At 72.0% G+C, this 16806-nt stretch carries 17 protein-coding genes and 1 pseudogene; 5 read left to right on the top strand and 13 right to left on the bottom strand.

What is annotated here, in order from left to right; genetic code table 11:
- Entirely contained in the window at nucleotides 1–1131 is a 1131-nt protein-coding gene (locus ACW9J6_RS27255; protein ID WP_457119499.1) for a sulfate/molybdate ABC transporter ATP-binding protein, read from the top strand.
- 7 nt (nucleotides 1132–1138) lie between these two features.
- Here ACW9J6_RS27255 and ACW9J6_RS27250 read toward each other — a convergent pair whose 3' ends face one another.
- From ACW9J6_RS27250 to ACW9J6_RS27205, 10 genes are all read right to left on the bottom strand, one after another.
- Nucleotides 1139–2308 carry a multidrug effflux MFS transporter gene (locus ACW9J6_RS27250; protein WP_457119481.1) on the bottom strand — a complete coding sequence of 390 codons (1170 nt, stop codon included), beginning with the start codon at nucleotides 2306–2308 and terminating at the stop codon, nucleotides 1139–1141.
- A 136-nt stretch (nucleotides 2309–2444) separates the two neighbouring features.
- The gene (locus ACW9J6_RS27245) at nucleotides 2445–2678 is read right to left on the bottom strand and encodes a hypothetical protein (RefSeq protein ID WP_457119480.1); all 234 of its coding nucleotides are present in this window, start codon (nucleotides 2676–2678) and stop codon (nucleotides 2445–2447) included.
- A 178-nt stretch (nucleotides 2679–2856) separates the two neighbouring features.
- The gene (locus tag ACW9J6_RS27240; protein ID WP_457119479.1) at nucleotides 2857–3591 is read right to left on the bottom strand and encodes a LuxR family transcriptional regulator; all 735 of its coding nucleotides are present in this window, start codon (nucleotides 3589–3591) and stop codon (nucleotides 2857–2859) included.
- Nucleotides 3592–3937: 346 nt separating this feature from the next.
- Entirely contained in the window at nucleotides 3938–5578 is a 1641-nt protein-coding gene (gene groL / locus ACW9J6_RS27235) for a chaperonin GroEL (RefSeq protein WP_457119478.1), read from the bottom strand.
- A gap of 43 nt (nucleotides 5579–5621) precedes the next feature.
- On the bottom strand, nucleotides 5622–5936 hold the full coding sequence (gene groES / locus ACW9J6_RS27230) for a co-chaperone GroES (protein ID WP_457119477.1): 315 nt from the start codon (nucleotides 5934–5936) through the stop codon (nucleotides 5622–5624).
- Nucleotides 5937–6099: 163 nt separating this feature from the next.
- The gene (locus ACW9J6_RS27225; RefSeq protein ID WP_457119476.1) at nucleotides 6100–6327 is read right to left on the bottom strand and encodes a hypothetical protein; all 228 of its coding nucleotides are present in this window, start codon (nucleotides 6325–6327) and stop codon (nucleotides 6100–6102) included.
- Between the two features lie 5 nt (nucleotides 6328–6332).
- Nucleotides 6333–6569: a hypothetical protein gene (locus tag ACW9J6_RS27220; protein ID WP_457119475.1), complete on the bottom strand. Its 237-nt coding sequence runs from the start codon at nucleotides 6567–6569 to the stop codon at nucleotides 6333–6335.
- Nucleotides 6570–6746: 177 nt separating this feature from the next.
- Nucleotides 6747–7688, bottom strand: a complete 942-nt coding sequence (locus ACW9J6_RS27215; RefSeq protein ID WP_457119474.1) for an aliphatic sulfonate ABC transporter substrate-binding protein — start codon at nucleotides 7686–7688, stop codon at nucleotides 6747–6749.
- Between the two features lie 1024 nt (nucleotides 7689–8712).
- Nucleotides 8713–9255 carry an RNA 2',3'-cyclic phosphodiesterase gene (thpR, locus tag ACW9J6_RS27210; protein ID WP_457119473.1) on the bottom strand — a complete coding sequence of 181 codons (543 nt, stop codon included), beginning with the start codon at nucleotides 9253–9255 and terminating at the stop codon, nucleotides 8713–8715.
- Between the two features lie 25 nt (nucleotides 9256–9280).
- Nucleotides 9281–9883, bottom strand: coding sequence for an arylesterase (locus ACW9J6_RS27205; RefSeq protein ID WP_457119472.1), 603 nt, complete (start codon nucleotides 9881–9883; stop codon nucleotides 9281–9283).
- Nucleotides 9884–10072: 189 nt separating this feature from the next.
- On the opposite strand from ACW9J6_RS27205, the gene ACW9J6_RS27200 reads away from it, so the two are divergent.
- The 3 genes from ACW9J6_RS27200 (at nucleotide 10073) to ACW9J6_RS27190 (ending at nucleotide 14397) form a co-directional block, all read left to right on the top strand.
- A complete protein-coding gene (locus ACW9J6_RS27200; RefSeq protein ID WP_457119471.1) occupies nucleotides 10073–10768 on the top strand; it encodes an ABC transporter ATP-binding protein in 696 nt (231 codons plus the stop codon).
- 36 nt (nucleotides 10769–10804) lie between these two features.
- Nucleotides 10805–13396 carry an ABC transporter permease gene (locus ACW9J6_RS27195; protein ID WP_457119470.1) on the top strand — a complete coding sequence of 864 codons (2592 nt, stop codon included), beginning with the start codon at nucleotides 10805–10807 and terminating at the stop codon, nucleotides 13394–13396.
- A 197-nt stretch (nucleotides 13397–13593) separates the two neighbouring features.
- Nucleotides 13594–14397: a Bax inhibitor-1/YccA family protein gene (locus ACW9J6_RS27190; RefSeq protein WP_457119469.1), complete on the top strand. Its 804-nt coding sequence runs from the start codon at nucleotides 13594–13596 to the stop codon at nucleotides 14395–14397.
- Nucleotides 14398–14933: 536 nt separating this feature from the next.
- Here the strand turns inward: ACW9J6_RS27190 and ACW9J6_RS27185 are convergent.
- Nucleotides 14934–15551, bottom strand: a complete 618-nt coding sequence (locus ACW9J6_RS27185) for a TetR/AcrR family transcriptional regulator (RefSeq protein ID WP_457119468.1) — start codon at nucleotides 15549–15551, stop codon at nucleotides 14934–14936.
- Nucleotides 15552–15652: 101 nt separating this feature from the next.
- Nucleotides 15653–15850, bottom strand: a complete 198-nt coding sequence (locus ACW9J6_RS27180) for a hypothetical protein (RefSeq protein WP_457119467.1) — start codon at nucleotides 15848–15850, stop codon at nucleotides 15653–15655.
- A 206-nt stretch (nucleotides 15851–16056) separates the two neighbouring features.
- Here ACW9J6_RS27180 and ACW9J6_RS27175 point away from each other — a divergent pair, with 206 nt between their 5' ends.
- Complete coding sequence (locus tag ACW9J6_RS27175; RefSeq protein ID WP_457119466.1) at nucleotides 16057–16623, top strand: glutathione peroxidase; 567 nt, start codon at nucleotides 16057–16059, stop codon at nucleotides 16621–16623.
- Nucleotides 16624–16651: 28 nt separating this feature from the next.
- Here the strand turns inward: ACW9J6_RS27175 and ACW9J6_RS27170 are convergent.
- Nucleotides 16652–16804, bottom strand: a pseudogene (locus tag ACW9J6_RS27170) (DUF2256 domain-containing protein); the annotation flags it as partial.
- Nucleotides 16805–16806: the final 2 nt, after the last annotated feature.

The raw sequence follows: 16806 nt of genomic DNA, 5'->3' as shown, positions 1-16806 counted from the left end.
ATGGTGGCGGGAACGATCGACGCCCTGACGGCGCCCCGCGTTCAGGCCCGCGGCGAGGAGCGGGCGGCCGCCCGCTCGCTGAGCGGCGCCGGCACGGAGGTGCGGGTCGAGTCCATCGCGAAGAGCTACAGCGGCGACGGCCCGGCCGCGCTCGAGGGCGTCAGCCTGACGATCGCCCCGGGCGAACTCCTGGCGCTCCTCGGCCCGTCGGGCTCCGGCAAGACCACGCTGCTGCGTGTCATCGCCGGGCTGGAGATTCCGGATGCGGGGCGGGTGTTCTTCGGCGCGCGGGACACCACCGACGTGCCGGTGCAGCGGCGCGGCGTCGGCTTCGTGTTCCAGCACTACGCCCTGTTCCGGCACCTGACGGTGTTCGAGAACATCGCCTACGGGTTGCGCTCGCGGGAGCGCGCCCGCCGGCCGAACGAGGCCGAGATCCGCCGCCGGGTCGGGCACCTCCTCGACCTCGTGCAACTGCCGACCCTGGCCTCGCGCTATCCGGGCCAGCTCTCGGGGGGCCAGCGCCAGCGCGTGGCGCTCGCCCGGGCGCTCGCGGTCGAGCCGGCGGTGCTGCTCCTCGACGAGCCCTTCGGCGCCCTCGACGCGCAGGTGCGCAAGGACCTGCGCCGGTGGCTGCGCGAGATCCACCGCGAGACCGGCCAGACCACGGTCTTCGTCACCCACGACCAGGACGAGGCGCTGGAACTCGCCGACCGGATCGCGATCCTCCATCGCGGCCGCATCGAGCAGGTCGGCGCCCCGCACGAGGTGCAGGACGATCCCGCCTCGCGCTTCGTGATGTCCTTCGTGGGCGAGACCGCGCGGCTCGACGCGGAGGTGCGGGACGGGCGCGTCCTCGTGGAGGGACGGCCGACCCTGCAGGCCGAGTCCGGCTGGCCCGAGGGACCGGTCGACCTCTGCCTGCGGCCCTGGCACCTCGCGGTCGGCGAGGGCGAGGGCGCCCTCCACGGCACGGTGCGCGAATGGCGCCGCACGGCGCGCGGCACGGTGGCGGAGGTGCAGCTCGACGGGGCGGACGGCGCGGTTGAGGTGACGGTCGCGGGCGTCTACCGCAAGGGCGACCGGCTGGCGCTCACCGCCGCCGCCGCGCGGGTCTTCCCGCGCCCCTGAGCGGCCGTCAGGCCCGCCGCAGCGCCAGCGCGGCGAGGCTCGCGGCGGCGAGCAGCGTGACGGCGACGGGCGTCGCGGTGCCGTCGTGCCACGCCGCCACCGCGAGGGTGAACACGGCCCCGCAGGTCATCTGAACGAACCCGTAGAGGCTCGACGCCGCCCCGGCCGCGTGGGGATCGACGTTCATCAGGCCGGCCACGGCGTTCGGTCCGAGGATGCCGATTCCGACCGCGTAGAGCACGAGGGGCAGGATCAGCGTCGCGACGGAGAGCTGACCGCTGCGGTCGATGGCGAGCAGCGCGAGCGCGCCGAGAAAGCACAGGGCGTTGCCCCCGCGGGCGGCCCGCCGGGTCGGCACGCGCCGGGCGAGCCGGGCGGCGATCCAGGCCCCCGCCACCATGCCGGCGACCACGAGGAGGCAGTCGAACCCCACCGCCTGCGGGGTCTGTCCCAGGTGCTCGCCGAGGAGGAAGGGGGCGACCGCCAGGAAGGCGTAGAGGCTGGTCCCGGCGCAGGCGCCCGCCACCACGTAGGCGCGGTAGGCGGGGATGCGGAGGAGCCGGAGATAGGCGGCCACGACCGCGCCGAGGCCCGGCAGGGCGACGGGCGCGCGGTTGGTCTCCGGGAGCGTCGTCACCACCAGGGCGCCGAGGAGCGCCACCGCGGCGGCGAGCAGCACGAACACCGCCCGCCAGCCGAAGGCGCCCCCGACGACGCCGCCGATCGCGGGCGCCAGGGCGGGGGTCAGGGTCATCGCCATGGTCAGGAGGGCGAGCTTGGCGGTGGCGTCCTCGGGGGTCGAGACGTCCCGCACCATGGCGCGCCCGAGGACGAGGGAGCCGCAGGCCCCGAGCGACTGCAGCACCCGGGCGGCCACCAGCACCCCGATCGACGGCGCCGGGATCGCCAGGACCAGCCCCGCGAGGTAGAGCGACATCCCCCCGATCAGCACCGGCCGGCGCCCGAACCGGTCCGAGAGAGGCCCATAGACGAGTTGCCCGCAGGCGAGGCCGACGAGGTAGAGGGTGATGGTCAGCTGCGCCACGACCGGCGACGTGCCCAGATCGGCCGCGGCGGCGGGCAGCACCGGCACGAAGATGTGGAGCGCCACGGTCCCGGTCATCGTCACGGCGACGAGCAGGGGAAGCGAGGCCCGGGCGGGCGCGGTCTGCAGCACGGTTCGGTCGGACCCCCAATCCGGGCGCCGGGCGCCCGAGCGGGCGGGATCACCCGCCCCGGGATCCGACCTTACGGCGACCCCGGCCGCGATGGCCATGCCGGACGGGCATGGCAGGGTTCCGTGGCTGCACCGTTCAGTTGAGCGGCGGCTCTCCGCTCGCGTCGTCGCGCTCGCATTCGCGGAAGACGTCCCAGGCCGCGCGGATCAGCGCCTGAACGGCCGGCCGCTCGGCGACCGTCGGCGCCAGGAGCTGCTCCAGATCGAGGACCGTGGCGGCGGCGCGAAGCACGCTCAGCTCGGCCTGGGCCTGGCCGGACCGGGTCCGGCGCGCGGCGAGGGGCCGACGAGGTGAGGGATCGGTCTGCATCGGGAGGATCTCTCGCAGGAAAGCAGTGGCCTCGGAGGGCGTGAAGGCTCAGGGTCGCATCGCGCCGCATCGTCGGGCCGGAGCCGGAGAGGTGACCGGACCGGGAGCGCTCCACCCCACCGGCCGATCTTAGCCGGCGCGCCGAGGCCCCATAGTCCAAGGACTTGTACCCGTACCGTTAGGTAATGAGTCCGAATCTGAGCCCGAGGGCGACCGCGTGGGCGCGGCTCGTGGTGCCGAGCTTGCGGCGGACCGCCCGCAGGTGGCGGATCGCCCCGTGCTCCGAGATGCCCATCACGTCGGCGATCTCGTGGTCGGACTTGCCCTCCGCCGCCCATTGCAGGCTCTCGCGCTCGCGGGGCGAGAGCGGCTCGGCGAAGGGCTCGACCTCGGCGCCGCCCAGGAGCAGCACCTGTCCGAGCGCGTAGGTCCCCACCAGCGTGAGCGTGCCCCGCGCCGCCGGATCGAGGGTGAGGTGCTCGCCCACGAAGTTCACCACCGCGAGGTCGCCGTCGGGGGTCGGGAGCGGCAGGGTGAAGCCGGAGCGCAGGCCGAACTCGCCGGCCTCGTCGAGAACGCGCCGGGCGGCCCGGTCGTCCGCCGGGCAGAAACCCGGGTCGCTCCAGGCGATGCCCGCCATCCGCCCGTCCAGGCCGCGCACGATCGGATCCTGGAGGATGTAGCCGCGGGCGTGATAGCGGCGCACCCAGGCATCCGGGTAGGTGTTGATGTAGACGGTGGCGGTGGGCTCCAGCGGGGGCGCCGGGCGGAGCCGGAGCGTCGCGACCAGCAGGTGCTCGACGCCGAGCCCCGCCAGGGTCTTGAGGAGTTGATCGCGGACGTGGTCGGTCGTGGCCGCGCGATGGATCGCCCGCAGCATCTCGCGGGAGAGATCGAGCGAACGCGCGGACATGACCCTTCCTCGACGGCGCCGAACCGCGACCCGCCGGATCGCGGGCGGCCCGGTCCGCCGCACCTCTCACCTCGAGATTAACATTCGGTAAGATTTCGATGCAAGATGTTGGGCGCACCTTCAACAGAACGCGCGGCGCCCGGGGATTTCGTCCCAATCCTCGAGCGCGTTTTCGCCGAGAAAGCCTGACGAGGCCGAGCACCGCCGCGCCGCATATCGGCGTTGTCGCGGAGGGGCCCGCGCCGCGGCGCGGGTCAGCACCGGGGAACGGCGCGCGCGGCACGGCCCGCGAACGGAAAGGGCCGCCTCGCGGCGGCCCTCCGTCACGCGCTGAACCGGGAATTGATCAGAAGTCCATGCCGCCCATGCCGCCGCCGCCCGGCATGGCCGGGGCCGCGCTCTCCTTCTTGGGCGCGTCGGCGACCATCGCCTCGGTCGTCACCAGCAGGCCGGCCACCGAGGCGGCGTCCTGCAGGGCGGTGCGCACGACCTTGACCGGGTCGACGATGCCCTTCTCGATCAGGTCGACATAGGTCTCGGTCTGGGCGTCGAAGCCGAAGCTGCGCGAGCCGTTCTCGACCAGCTTGCCGACCACGACCGATCCCTCGACGCCGGCATTCTCGGCGATCTGGCGGATCGGCGATTCCAGGGCCTTCACCACGATGTTGATGCCGGCCTGGACGTCGGGATTGTCGCTCTTCACGCCCTGGGCCGCCGCCTTGGCACGCAGCAGCGCGGTGCCGCCGCCCGGAACGATGCCCTCTTCCACGGCCGCGCGGGTCGCGTGCATGGCGTCGTCGACGCGGTCCTTCTTCTCCTTGACCTCGACCTCGGTCGCCCCGCCGACCCGGATCACCGCCACGCCGCCGGCGAGCTTCGCCAGACGCTCCTGCAGCTTCTCCCGGTCGTAGTCCGAGGTCGTCTCCTCGATCTGCGCCTTGATCTGCGCCACACGGCCCTCGATGTCCGCCTTGTCGCCGGCGCCGTCGATGATCGTGGTGTTCTCCTTCTCGATCCGCACGCGCTTGGCCCGGCCGAGCATCGGCAGCGTCACGTTCTCGAGCTTGATGCCGAGATCCTCCGCGATCATCTGACCGGCGGTCAGGATCGCGATGTCCTCCAGCATCGCCTTGCGGCGGTCGCCGAAGCCCGGCGCCTTCACGGCCGCCACCTTCAGCCCGCCGCGCAGCTTGTTCACCACCAGCGTGGCCAGCGCCTCGCCCTCGATGTCCTCGGCCACGATCAGCAGCGGCTTGCCGGTCTGCACCACCGCCTCGAGCACCGGCAGCAGCGCCTGCAGCGAGGACAGCTTCTTCTCGTGGATCAGGATGTAGGGATCCTCGAGCTCGGCGATCATCTTCTCCGCATTCGTGACGAAGTACGGGGAGAGGTAGCCGCGGTCGAACTGCATGCCCTCGACGACGTCGAGCTCGGTCTCGGCGGTCTTGGCCTCCTCGACCGTGATCACGCCCTCGTTGCCGACCTTCTGCATCGCCTCGGCGAGCATGCGGCCGATCTCCGCGTCGCCGTTGGCCGAGATGGTGCCGATCTGAGCGATCTCGTCGTTACGGGTGATCTTGCGCGCGTTCTGCTTCAGGTCCTCGACCACGGCGGTGACCGCGAGGTCGATGCCGCGCTTGAGGTCCATCGGGTTCATGCCGGCGGCGACGTACTTGGCGCCTTCCTTGACGATGGCCTGGGCCAGCACGGTCGCCGTGGTGGTGCCGTCACCGGCGAGGTCGTTGGTCTTCGAGGCCACTTCGCGCACCATCTGGGCGCCCATGTTCTCGAACTTGTCGGCGAGCTCGATCTCTTTCGCGACCGTCACGCCGTCCTTGGTGATGCGGGGAGCGCCGAAGCTCTTCTCGATCACCACGTTGCGGCCCTTCGGGCCCAGCGTCACCTTCACGGCATTCGCCAGGATGTCGACGCCGCGCAGCATCTTCTCGCGGGCATCGGCCGAGAAACGAACGTCTTTCGCTGCCATCGTGGTCATTCCTCCAGAGACATGACGGGACGTGGGGCCCCGCTCAGGCGGCCTTCCTCACGGCCTCGGACGCGACGATCACGCCGAGGATGTCGGATTCCTTCATGATCAGGAGATCCTCGCCGTCGATGCGGACCTCGGTGCCCGACCACTTGCCGAACAGCACCCGGTCGCCGGCCTTCACGTCGAGGGGGTTCACCTTGCCGGATTCGTCGCGGGCGCCGGGGCCCACGGCCACGATCTCGCCCTCCTGCGGCTTCTCCTTGGCGGTGTCGGGAATGATGATGCCGCCCTTGGTCTTCTCCTCCGCGTCGATGCGGCGGACGACGACGCGATCATGGAGCGGTTGGAACGTCATCCTGTGTCTCCAGCGCTGCACAAGCCTGTCGAAGGTCCGGGCTCTCCATCTGAGCCGCCCGGCCGCCGCGAAGCTGGGAGCGCCGAATCCACCCTTCAAGGGGTCGGCAAAAAAATTTTGGCACTCGTCTGGCCAGAGTGCCAAGCGGGGCGGCGTTCGCCGGTCAGGGCAGCCGGGCGGACCGGCGGGAGCGGGTCGCGACGCCGCGAACGGGCGCCCCGCGCTCCGCCCGACGGGCCTCGGCGCGCGGGGCGCGCGGGCCCGGCACCGCGGGCGGCAGGATGTCGGTCGGGGACGCGCCGGGCGCGGACCCGACGGGACCGAGGATGTCGCGCAGAAGGGCCGTCCCGTCCGGGTCGCCCTCCAGGAGATCGGCGCTGAAATGCGGCACCGGCCTCAGCGCTCCGCCACGCGGAGCGGGACCGCGACGCCGATCACCCGCACGGCGGGCGTCGCAGCATCGCCGCGGCAGGAGGCCGACCGGTACGGCCAGGCCGCGCCGGCGCAGGACGTGGTCGAGAGGGCCGGGGCCGGGCGTTGCGGCGCGGGCGCGACGGGACCTTGCCCGTCCACCATCAAGGCGATGCCCGCCGTTAGCATCGCGCCCATCAGGATCAGCCTCGCCGCACCCATCGTCCCCGCCTCCGTCGCGCGTCCCGTCGCCCGGGCCCCTCTGCTGCGGGCCTCGAACGGAGATGCGTATAGGGGCAGGGGATGTCCGGGATTTTGCGTGCGGCGGCGCATCGGGAGCGCCAATGTTGCGTCGCCGGGCCGCGACGCAACACGTCCTTCAGGGTCGGTCCGGCGCGATCAGGCCTTCGGGGTCCAGGTCCAGGCGATGTCGCGCACGCGGATCGGTCGCGGGATCAGCCCGAGCCGGTGGAAGCGGTCGGCGGTCTTCTGCTGGCTCTCCAGCACCGAATCGTCGATGGGCTTGATCCGGAAGCGGCTGCGCTCGACCACCGCCTCCTCGACGGCGAGGGGAATACCCTGCGCCTCGTGGAGGGTGCGGGCGACCTCGTCGCGATGGGCGTCCGCCCAGGCCGCCTCGCGGGCGAGCACGTCGGCGATCTGCCCGACCACGTCCGGATAGGCCTCCGCGAAGGCCTTGTTGGCGAGGTAGAAGCTGTGCGGATTGGCGACATCGCGGTTGAAGGCCAGGACCCGGGCGCCCTGGCCGAGCGCGATCGCGAGATACGGGTCCCAGATCGACCACGCGTCGATGGCGCCCCGGGCGAAGGCCGCCACCCCGTCCGCGGGGGCGAGGTAGACCGGAGTGATGTCGCTCCACGCGAGGCCCGCCTTCTCGACCGCCGCCACCAGGGTGGCGTGGGCGCTCGATCCCTTCGGCACGCCGATGCTGCGTCCCTTCAGGTCGGCGAGGGAGCGCAGGGGCGAGGCGCCCGGGACGATGACCGCCTCGCCGCCCGCCTCCTGCGCGGCGACGTAGAGGAGGTTGCCGGAGGCGGCCTGGGCGAAGATCGGCGGGGCGTCGCCCACCCTGGCGAAGTCGATGGCGCCGAGGTTGAGGGCCTCCAGCATCGGCGGCCCGAACTGGAACTCGACCCAGCGCACCGGCACACCGAGGGCCTGGAAATGCGCCTCGTAGACGCCGCGGCGCCGCGCCGAGACGAACAGGCCGGCTTTCTGGAAGCCGAGGCGCAGCTCCTTCGGGAGCGGGACCTCGGCGCGGGCGGGGCGGCCGGCGGCGATCAGCGCGGCGGCACCGGCCAGGAGATCTCTGCGTCGCATGACGGATCCGTTCGGAGGAGAGGATGAGGCGTTCTGCGAAGCGAACGCCAGCGTCATCCGTAAGACGATCCGTGTTGGAATCAATCGGTGGACGGTTGGAAGCAGCGTGACGGACGGGCCGGGCGGACGAGTCGACGGACGCTCACGGCCGGTGAACGCGCGATCTCTTCTCCCGGTCCGGCTTTCGGCGACGATCTTCTCCCGTCCGGCAGCGATCAGCGGGAAGGTCCTTGCCGGAGTGCGGCATAGGCTCTCAGCGAAGGGACTCGTCGTGGCGCTCCCCCTTTTCCGGACAAGGGCAGCGCAGGCGGAAGGCGATCCGGGACGGAGGAACCCTGAGCTTCAAGAAGGCTCCTCCCTCGATGGACCGCTCTCGCACGGCCTTGTCATTGCTGCGAGATCCGATTCACGCCGGCCCGCAGGTCGTGGCGTGGGATCCCCTCTCCCGGGTGGGCTACCGTGTGCACATATCTCGGTCGCCAAGCCATCGACTGAACGGACCTGGAAGGCACAACACTCCTCATGCTGAGGTGCTGCGGCGATCGAAGATCGCGCGCAGCCTCGAAGCACCCCGGGACAGCGCTCCAGGGCAAGGACGCCACGGACACGCCGTTCCGGGGTGCTTCGAGGCTCCCTCCGGTCGCACCTCAGCATGAGGAGGTGGGTTTGCTGCCATCGGTCGGGTCTGATGCTGCGGATCTTCTTCACCTGACTGGATGACATCTGCCGATCTTCAGCTTCATCGGTCTCGATCGCGTCGTCTGAGGCTATGGAGGCGATCATGCAGCGGGTGCGGCTGAGCGATGACGGATCCGCTCTAAGTCTGATCGATCGGAACGATCATCCTTTTCATACGGAACATGTTTTCCTGCGCTGTGTGCACACGGTAGCCCTTGCGGGAGAGGGGATCCTACGCCCGTCCCGACATGCCGTCATCGATCATCGACTGCCTTTGCCGCACATCAGACCACGCATCCGTCCGCACGGGACGGCGACGCTGGCGGCAACCGACGCCATCCGGCCCTCACGGTTCCAGCGCGTAGGCCGCCTCGACCAGGTAGGGCCCGCCCCCGACCGAGTCCCGGGCCGAGTAGAGCACGAACCGCGTCGCCGTGAAGGCGAGCGGCGGCGTCCCGCCCTGGAGCGCGAGGTACTGGGCCACCGCCTCCGCGCTCGCCTCGCGGCGCAGCCGGGCGAGGGTCACGTGGGGCGTGAAGCGCCGGGTCTCGGGCTTGAGGCCGAGGCGGCGCATCAGGCGCTCCTGCTCGGCCTGGAGTTCGTCGAGGGGCGCGGAGGGCACGACCCGCGCGTAGATGGCGTGCGGGCGGTCGCCGCCGAAGCTCGCCAGCCCGTCGAGGGCGAGGGCGAGCGCGCCCCGCGGCCGCGTCTCGGCCAGCGCCCCGGCGATCTCCTCGGCGAGGCCGCCATCCACGTCGCCGACGTAGCGCAGGGTGATGTGGTAGTCGGCGGGCTCGACCCAGCGGGCACCCGGCACCCCGCCGCGGTGGCGGCTCAGCGCCTCGCCGACCGCCGCGGGGATCTCGAGTCCGGTGAACAGGCGCGGCATGCGGTCTCCTCCGGGCCGACGCCCGTCACGAGGCGCGGCGCAGCTTCGCCAGGAAGGTCTCGACGGTGGGCAGGATGCCCGCGACGATGCGCTCCACCCCGGCCGCGTTCGGGTGCAGCCCGTCCGGCAGGGTCACGGCGCGGTCCCCGGCGACGCCGTCGAGGAAGAACGGGTACAGGACCAGCCCGTAGCGCTCGGCGAGGCGCGGGTAGATCGCGTCGAACCGCGCCACGTAGTCGGGGCCGAGGTTGCGCCCGGCCTTCATGCCGGCGAGCAGGACCGGGATGCCGCGGGCCTTCAGCCGCGCCAGGATCGCGTCGAGGTTCTTCTCCGGAACGGCCGGATCGGTGCCGCGCAGCATGTCGTTGGCACCGAGTTCGAGGATCACCCCGTCGGTCCCGTCGGGCACCGACCAGTCGACCCGGTCGAGCCCCCCGGTGGTGGTGTCCCCCGACACCCCCGCGTTCTCGACGGTGGCGGCGACGCCCTTCGCCTGGAGCGCGCGCTCCAGGGCGGCCGGGAAGGCGGCCTGCGCCGGCAGCATGTAGCCGGCCGTGAGGCTGTCGCCGAGGGCGACGAGGTGGAGCGGGCGATCGGCCGCGCGGAGGGAGCCGGAGAGCAGCGTCATGGCGACACACATGGCGACACAGAGGAGGAGGAGCGTCGCGAGACCGCCATGGTCGCCGGATAGGCGCTGGCGGAATCCGGGGCGGCCGACCATATCGGGCGGGCTCTCGCTTCGGCGCGCGTCACTGCGGTTCACCTGAGTCTCCCTCCGGGGCGTCGGTCCGACGCCCCTCAAATCGGCCACCGACCCATGACCGACAAGGCCAGCGCACCGGCCATCGCCCTCGACGGCGTCGACCTCAGCCTCGGGCGTGGGGCCGCGCGGGTGCACATCCTCAAGGGCATCGCGCTCACCGTCCAGGCGGGCGAGGCGGTGGGCCTCGTCGGGCCCTCGGGCTCCGGCAAGTCGACCCTGCTCATGACCATGGCGGGGCTGGAGCGGCCGGATTCCGGCCGCGTCCTCGTGGAGGGCACCGATCTCTCCCGCCTCGACGAGGACGGGCTGGCGCGCTTCCGCGGCCGGCGGATCGGCATCGTGTTCCAGTCCTTCCACCTCGTGCCGACGATGACGGCCCTGGAGAACGTGGCGCTGCCCCTCGAACTCGCCGACGCGCCGGACGCGCAGGCGCGGGCCGAGACGGAACTCCGGGCCGTCGGGCTCGGCCAGCGCCTGCACCATTACCCGGCGCAGCTCTCGGGCGGCGAGCAGCAGCGCGTCGCCATCGCCCGGGCGGTGGCGCCCGACCCGGCGATCCTGGTCGCCGACGAGCCGACCGGCAACCTCGACGAGGCGACCGGGGCCGCGATCGTCGACCTGCTCTTCACCCTCAAGCGCGACCGCGGCGCGACCCTCGTCCTCGTCACCCACGATCCCGGCCTCGCCCGGCTCTGCGACCGCACGGTGCGGCTGCGCTCCGGCCGGATCGAGGCGTCGGCCGCCGCCTGACCGCGGCCGCCCGCGCCCCCCTCGCAGGATTCTTCCATGCACGGCAGCCTGCCCCCCCTGAGCGCCCCCGGCGGCCGAGGCCCGGGCGCGCGCGCCCGCCTGCCCCTGATCCTGCGCCTCGCCCTGCGCGAGCTGCGCGGCGGGCTCTCGGGCTTCGCGGTCTTCCTCGCCTGCCTGACCATCGGCGTGGCGGCGATCGCGGGCGTCGCCTCGGTGTCGCGCTCGCTCACCGAGGGCCTCGCCGAGCAGGGCCGCACGATCCTGGGCGGGGATCTCGCTTTCGCCCTCATCCACCGGGAGGCCAGCCCGGCGGAGCGGGCCTTCCTCGACGCGCAGGGCCGCGTCTCCGTGGTCGCCTTCACCCGCGCCATGGCGGTGGCGGGCGACAAGGAGGCGGCACTCGTCGAATTGAAGGCCGTGGGACCGGATTACCCGGCCGCGGGCGACCTCGTCACCGAGCCGCCGCTGCCGCTCCGGGACCTGTTCGCGGAGCGCGACGGCGCCTTCGGGGCGGCGGCCGACCCCGCCCTCCTCGCCCGGCTGGACCTCAAGCTCGGGGACCGGATCACGATCGGCAGCGCGACGATCGCCCTGCGGGCCGTCCTGCAGAGCGAGCCCGACAAGATCGCCAACGGCATCGGCTTCGGCCCGCGCCTCCTCACCGGGGAGGCGGCCCTGCGGGCGACCGGCCTGATCCAGCCCGGCAGCCTCAACCGCTTCGTCTACCGCCTTCAGCTCGCCGACCCGTCGGACGCCCATGTCGAGCGGGTGCTCGCGGAGGCGCGGACCGCCCTGCCGGAGGCCGGCTGGGAGATCCGCTCGCGGCTCAACGCCGATCCGCGCTTCTCCCGCAGCGTCGAGCGCTTCACCCAGTTCCTGACCCTCGTCGGCCTCACCGCCCTGATGGTGGGCGGCGTCGGCGTCGCCAACGCGGTGCGCGGCTTCGTCGAGCGCAAGCGCGCCTCGATCGCGACGCTCAAGAGCCTCGGCGCCCCGGGCGGGCAGGTCGTCGCCCTCTACCTGACCCAGGTCATGCTGATCGCCGCCCTCGGCGTGGTGATCGGGCTCGCGGTCGGGACCGCGATTCCCTTCGGGCTCGTCGCCGCCTTCTCCGACCTGCTGCCGGTGCCCATCGCCCCCACCGTCGCGCCCGCCGAACTCGCGGTCGCGGCCCTCTACGGGCTCCTCACCGCGCTCGCCTTCGCGATCGGGCCGCTCGGGCGCGCCCACGACATCGCGGTCTCGGGCCTGTTCCGCGACACGGTCGATCCCGAGAGGCGTCTCCCGCGGCCGCGCTACCTCGCGGTGCTCGCCCTGGCGCTCGCCGCCCTGGTGGGTCTCGCCCTCGTCACCGCCTTCGACCGCAAGGTGGCGCTGATCTTCATCGTGGCGGCCGGCCTCGCCTTCGGGCTCCTGCGCGGCGTGGCCCTGGTGCTGATGGCGGTCGCCCGCCGCCTGCCGCGCCCCTCGCGGGCGGCGCCGCGGCTCGCGCTCGCCAACCTGCACCGGCCGGGCGCGCTCACGCCCTCGATCGTGCTCTCGCTCGGCCTCGGCATCACGCTCCTGGTGACGCTGAGCCTGATCGACGCCAGCATCACCCGCACGCTGACCCGCTCGCTGCCGAGCCGGGCGCCGAACCTGTTCTTCCTCGACATCCCGGGCCGGGACGCGGAGGTCTTCACGGACTTCCTCGGGAAGGAGGCCCCCCGGGGCAAGATCGAGCGGGCGCCGATGATGCGCGGCCGCATCCTCGCGCTGAACGGCCGGTCCGCGAGCGAGATCAAGGCGTCCGAGGAGGCCGCCTGGGTCCTCGACGGGGATCGCGGCATCACCTACGCGGAGGATCTGCCGGACGGCTCCCGCGTGACCGAGGGCGCGTGGTGGAACGCGGAGCAGGCGGCGACCCCGCTCGTCTCCTTCGACGACCAGCTCGGCCGCGCCCTCGGCCTCAAGGTCGGCGACACGGTGACCGTCAACGTGCTCGGCCGCAACCTCACGGTGACGATCGCCAACCTGCGCCACGTGGAGTGGCGCAACCTCGGCATCAACTTCGTGATGATCTTCTCGCCCGGCACCTTCCGGGGGGCGCCGCACGCGGATCTCGCCACGCTCACCCTGCCGGAGGGATCCGACCCGGCCCTGGAGGCGCGCATCCTGCGCGACGCGGCGCGGCAATTCCCCTCGGTGACGAGCGTGCGGGTGAAGGACGCCCTCGACGCCGTCAACGACATCGTGGGCAAGCTCGTCTTCGCGATCCGCGGGGCGAGCGGCGTCGCCCTGGTGGCGAGCCTGTTCGTGCTCGCGGGCGCGCTGGCGGCCGGGCACCGGGCGCGGCTCTACGACGCCGTGGTGCTCAAGACCCTGGGGGCGACCCGGGCCCGGCTCCTCGGCGCCTACACCCTGGAATACGGGGCGCTGGGCCTCGCGACCGCCGTGTTCGGCCTCGCCGCGGGCACGCTCGCCGCCTACGTGATCGTCACCCAGGTGATGCGGATCGATTTCCGCCTCGATCTCTCGGGTGCGGTCCTGGCGGCGGCCCTCTCGGTGGTGGTGGCGATCGGTCTCGGGCTCGCCGGCACCTGGCGGATCCTCGGTCAGAAGCCGGCGCCGTATTTACGAAATCTATGAGATGTTAATCCCGGATTCGTCCTGCGGCCGATGGACCTCGGGGTTCTCTCGGGAGTCCGACGCTTCCCGGGGAGCGGGGCCTTGTGCGGGCAGGGCCGGGCGCTCATATTTCGCGCATGACGCCGTGACGGCGTCCGAGGATCGCGTGAGCCTCGATCACGAATTCCCACGCTAGAGAGCTTCCGAAGGAAACTCCCATGGCATTCGAGAACAGCCCGTTCCGGCAGGGCGGCGCGAACGGGTACGGAGCCCCCCAGGGCTACGCCCGCGGCCAAGTCGAGGTCGACCAGGGCCTGCGCGCGTTCATGCTCGGCGTCTACAACAACATGGTGCTCGGCCTCGCCATCTCGGCGCTGGTCGCGCTCGGCGTCAACAAGCTCGCGGTGGCGTCCTCGTCCGCGGACGCGGTCGCGCGCATCGGCCGGATCCCGCTGACCGAGTTCGGGCGGGTCCTGTACGCGACGCCCCTGATGTGGGTGGTGGCGCTCGCGCCGCTCGCCTTCATCTTCCTGTTCTCCTTCCGCATGGACCGGATGTCGGCGGCGAGCGCCCGCACGACCTTCCTGGCCTTCGCGGCGGTGATGGGGGCGTCGCTCTCCACGCTGCTGCTGCGCTACACCGGCGCCAGCGTGGTGCAGGTCTTCTTCATCACCGCGGCGGCGTTCGGCGGCCTGAGCCTCTACGGCTACACCACCGCGCGCAGCCTGTCGGGCATCGGCTCGTTCCTGGTGATGGGCCTGATCGGCCTCGTCATCGCGAGCCTGGTCAACATCTTCCTGGCGTCGAGCGCGCTGCAGTTCGCCATCTCGGTGATCGGCGTCGTGATCTTCGCCGGCCTGACCGCCTACGACACGCAGAAGCTGAAGGAGATGTACCTCTACGGCAACTTCGACCAGGAGGCTGCCGCGAAGGTGTCCGTGTTCGGCGCGCTGACGCTGTACCTGGACTTCATCAACATGTTCCAGTTCCTGCTCTCGCTGATGGGCAACCGGAACAACTAAACCGCTCCCGCGGGCGTGATGTTCGAGACCCCGGCCGCGAGGCCGGGGTTTTCGTTTGGGCGGGACACGCCGCCGGTCCCGACCCTTCCTCGCGAGGCACGGCCGTCCGGGGACAATGAGAGGCACGTCTCCCCTCTCCCGAGTGGGCTAGCGTGTTCACACTTCGCCGGATGAGGCGCGGTTTCTCCTCTCCCCGCGTGCGGGGAGAGGGCTGCGGACCCCTTGTCGGGGACGCAGCGAGCCCGAAGGGCGAGGGTGAGGGGGCGGTTCCGGATGTGGCTCCTCCGGATGCGCCCCCTCACCGTCGGCTGCCGCCTCGCCGCGCCGACGACAAGGTCGTCGGCCCTCTCCCCGCACGCGGGGAGAGGGCATGCGCACCACCCGAAGTGGGAATCCGCAAGCCCGGGTGGGAGAGGGGATCCCGCGCGAGCTGGATGGACGTCGTTTGCTGTCAATGATGCATTTTTCGGAGACCGAAGCGCATTCTCAGGGGACCTTGATTGTCCACGGACAGCCTCCCGCAGCGGGGAGGCCGTTCACGCCCGCCCCTCCCCCGCCCCCAACCCCGCCAGCAGGAAGTCGATCATCCCGTCGAGCGGCGGCGCCACGTCGCCGGGGCAGCGCTGGATCAGCACCGGGTGGCAGTAGCGCAGGATCGCGGTCTGCACGTAGCGGGCCGCCTGGGCCGGATCGGCCACGCGGAACTCGCCCGCCGCCGCGCCCTCGGCGATCACCCGTTCCAGCACGGCGGTGATGCGGTCGACGTGGTGGTGGCAGACGCCCCAGCTCTCCGTCATCGCGGCTTCCACCATCTCGTGCATGCGGGGATTGGCGGTGATCCGCTCGGCGCTGTCGCGATGCAGCGTGTGGATGATCGCCCGCAGCCGCTCCCCGGCCGGCCCGGGCCGGCCGGCCACGGCGGCGATCATCGCCTCGACCTCGCCGGTGAGGCGCTCGACGACAGCCTCGTTGATCGCCTTCTTGGAGTCGAAGAACCGGTAGACGTTGGCCGGGCTCATGCCGAGCGTCTTGGCGATGTCGGCCACCGTGGTCTTCTGGTAGCCGATCTCCTGAAAGAAGCGCGCCGCCGTCGCCAGGATCCGGCAGCGGGTGGTCGGGGTGACGGTGTCGTCCGGGAGCTCGGCTGAGGTCATCCCGCAAGCCTACAGGATTTCACGCAGCGTGATCAAAAGCTTGCGGGGCAACGGGGGTACGCTTTCCGGCCCCTGTCGCCCGTTTGCGTCACCGATTGGCCTCAGGATCCGAACTGGGAGCCGAGCCGCTCCAGGTACTCCGCCAGATCCAGGCCGCCGACCCGCATCCCGTAATCGAAGCGCATGCCCGGCCGGATCGGCACGCTCTCGCGCCGGGTGGTCAGGGTGAAGGGCCGCGTGCAGACCCAGGCGCCGTCGCGCCGGTGCTCGAAATAGTCGAGAATCTCGTGCGGACCCATTTTTTCCTCCCGTGGTGCGTCTGTGCAACAACGTGGCCGTGGCCCGAAGGTTCACCACCGGCATCGGCGAGCCGCCCGAAAACGCGGCACTTGGCCGCCAAGACGCTGCGCGGGATCAACAATCCCGTGAGCGGCGCGCGGACGGCTTGCCGCCCGCCCCGCACCGGACGATCTTGCCGCCCATCATGCCGTTGGAGGTGTCCACCATGCCGATCGCACGTCGCGAGGCGCTCGCCCTGCTCGGCGGATTGCTGGCGCTGCCGGCCCGGGCGAATCCGGAGAGCGCCGTGACCGCCGCCGCCTTCTCGTTCACCACGGTGGAGGGCGGGGATTTTCCGCTCGCCGCGCATGCGGGCAAGCCGATCCTCGTCGTCAACACGGCGACCGCCTGCGGGTTCGCCCCGCAGCTCGGCGGCCTGCAGCAGATCTGGACTCGCTTCGGCGCCCGCGGCCTCACGGTGGTCGGCGTGCCGTCGAGCGATTTCGGGGGCCAGGAGCCTCTGAACGGTCAGGCGATCGTGGACGCCGTGCGCCGCGACCACGGCGTGACCTTCCCGGTCGTCGCCAAGACCTCGGTGACGGGTCCGAACGCCCACCCGTTCTACCGCTGGGCCGCCGCCGAGAAGCCGGGCGAGACGCCCCGCTGGAACTTCCACAAGTACCTGATCGGGCGCGACGGCCACGTGGCGGCCGCCTTCGCGACGCCGGTATCCCCGACCGACCCACGCATCATCACGGCGATCGCCCGGGAGATCGAGGCGGGCGCGGGCTGAGCGGCGCTTCGTCGGGCGGGGCGCCGGTTCGGCCGGCGCGCCGGGCCTCCCGCCGGCAGGCGTCGGAGCAATAGCGCACCTCCTCCCAGACCCGCTCCCACGTCTTGCGCCACGCGAAGGGCCGGCCGCATTGCAGGCAGGTCTTCTGCGGCAGGTCGCCCTTGCGGCGCATCGGGGGCATAC

This window comes from Methylobacterium sp. JK268 (assembly GCF_054052225.1).
Note: the sequence above shows the minus strand (reverse complement) of the source record. Positions and strands in the feature narration are given on the sequence as shown.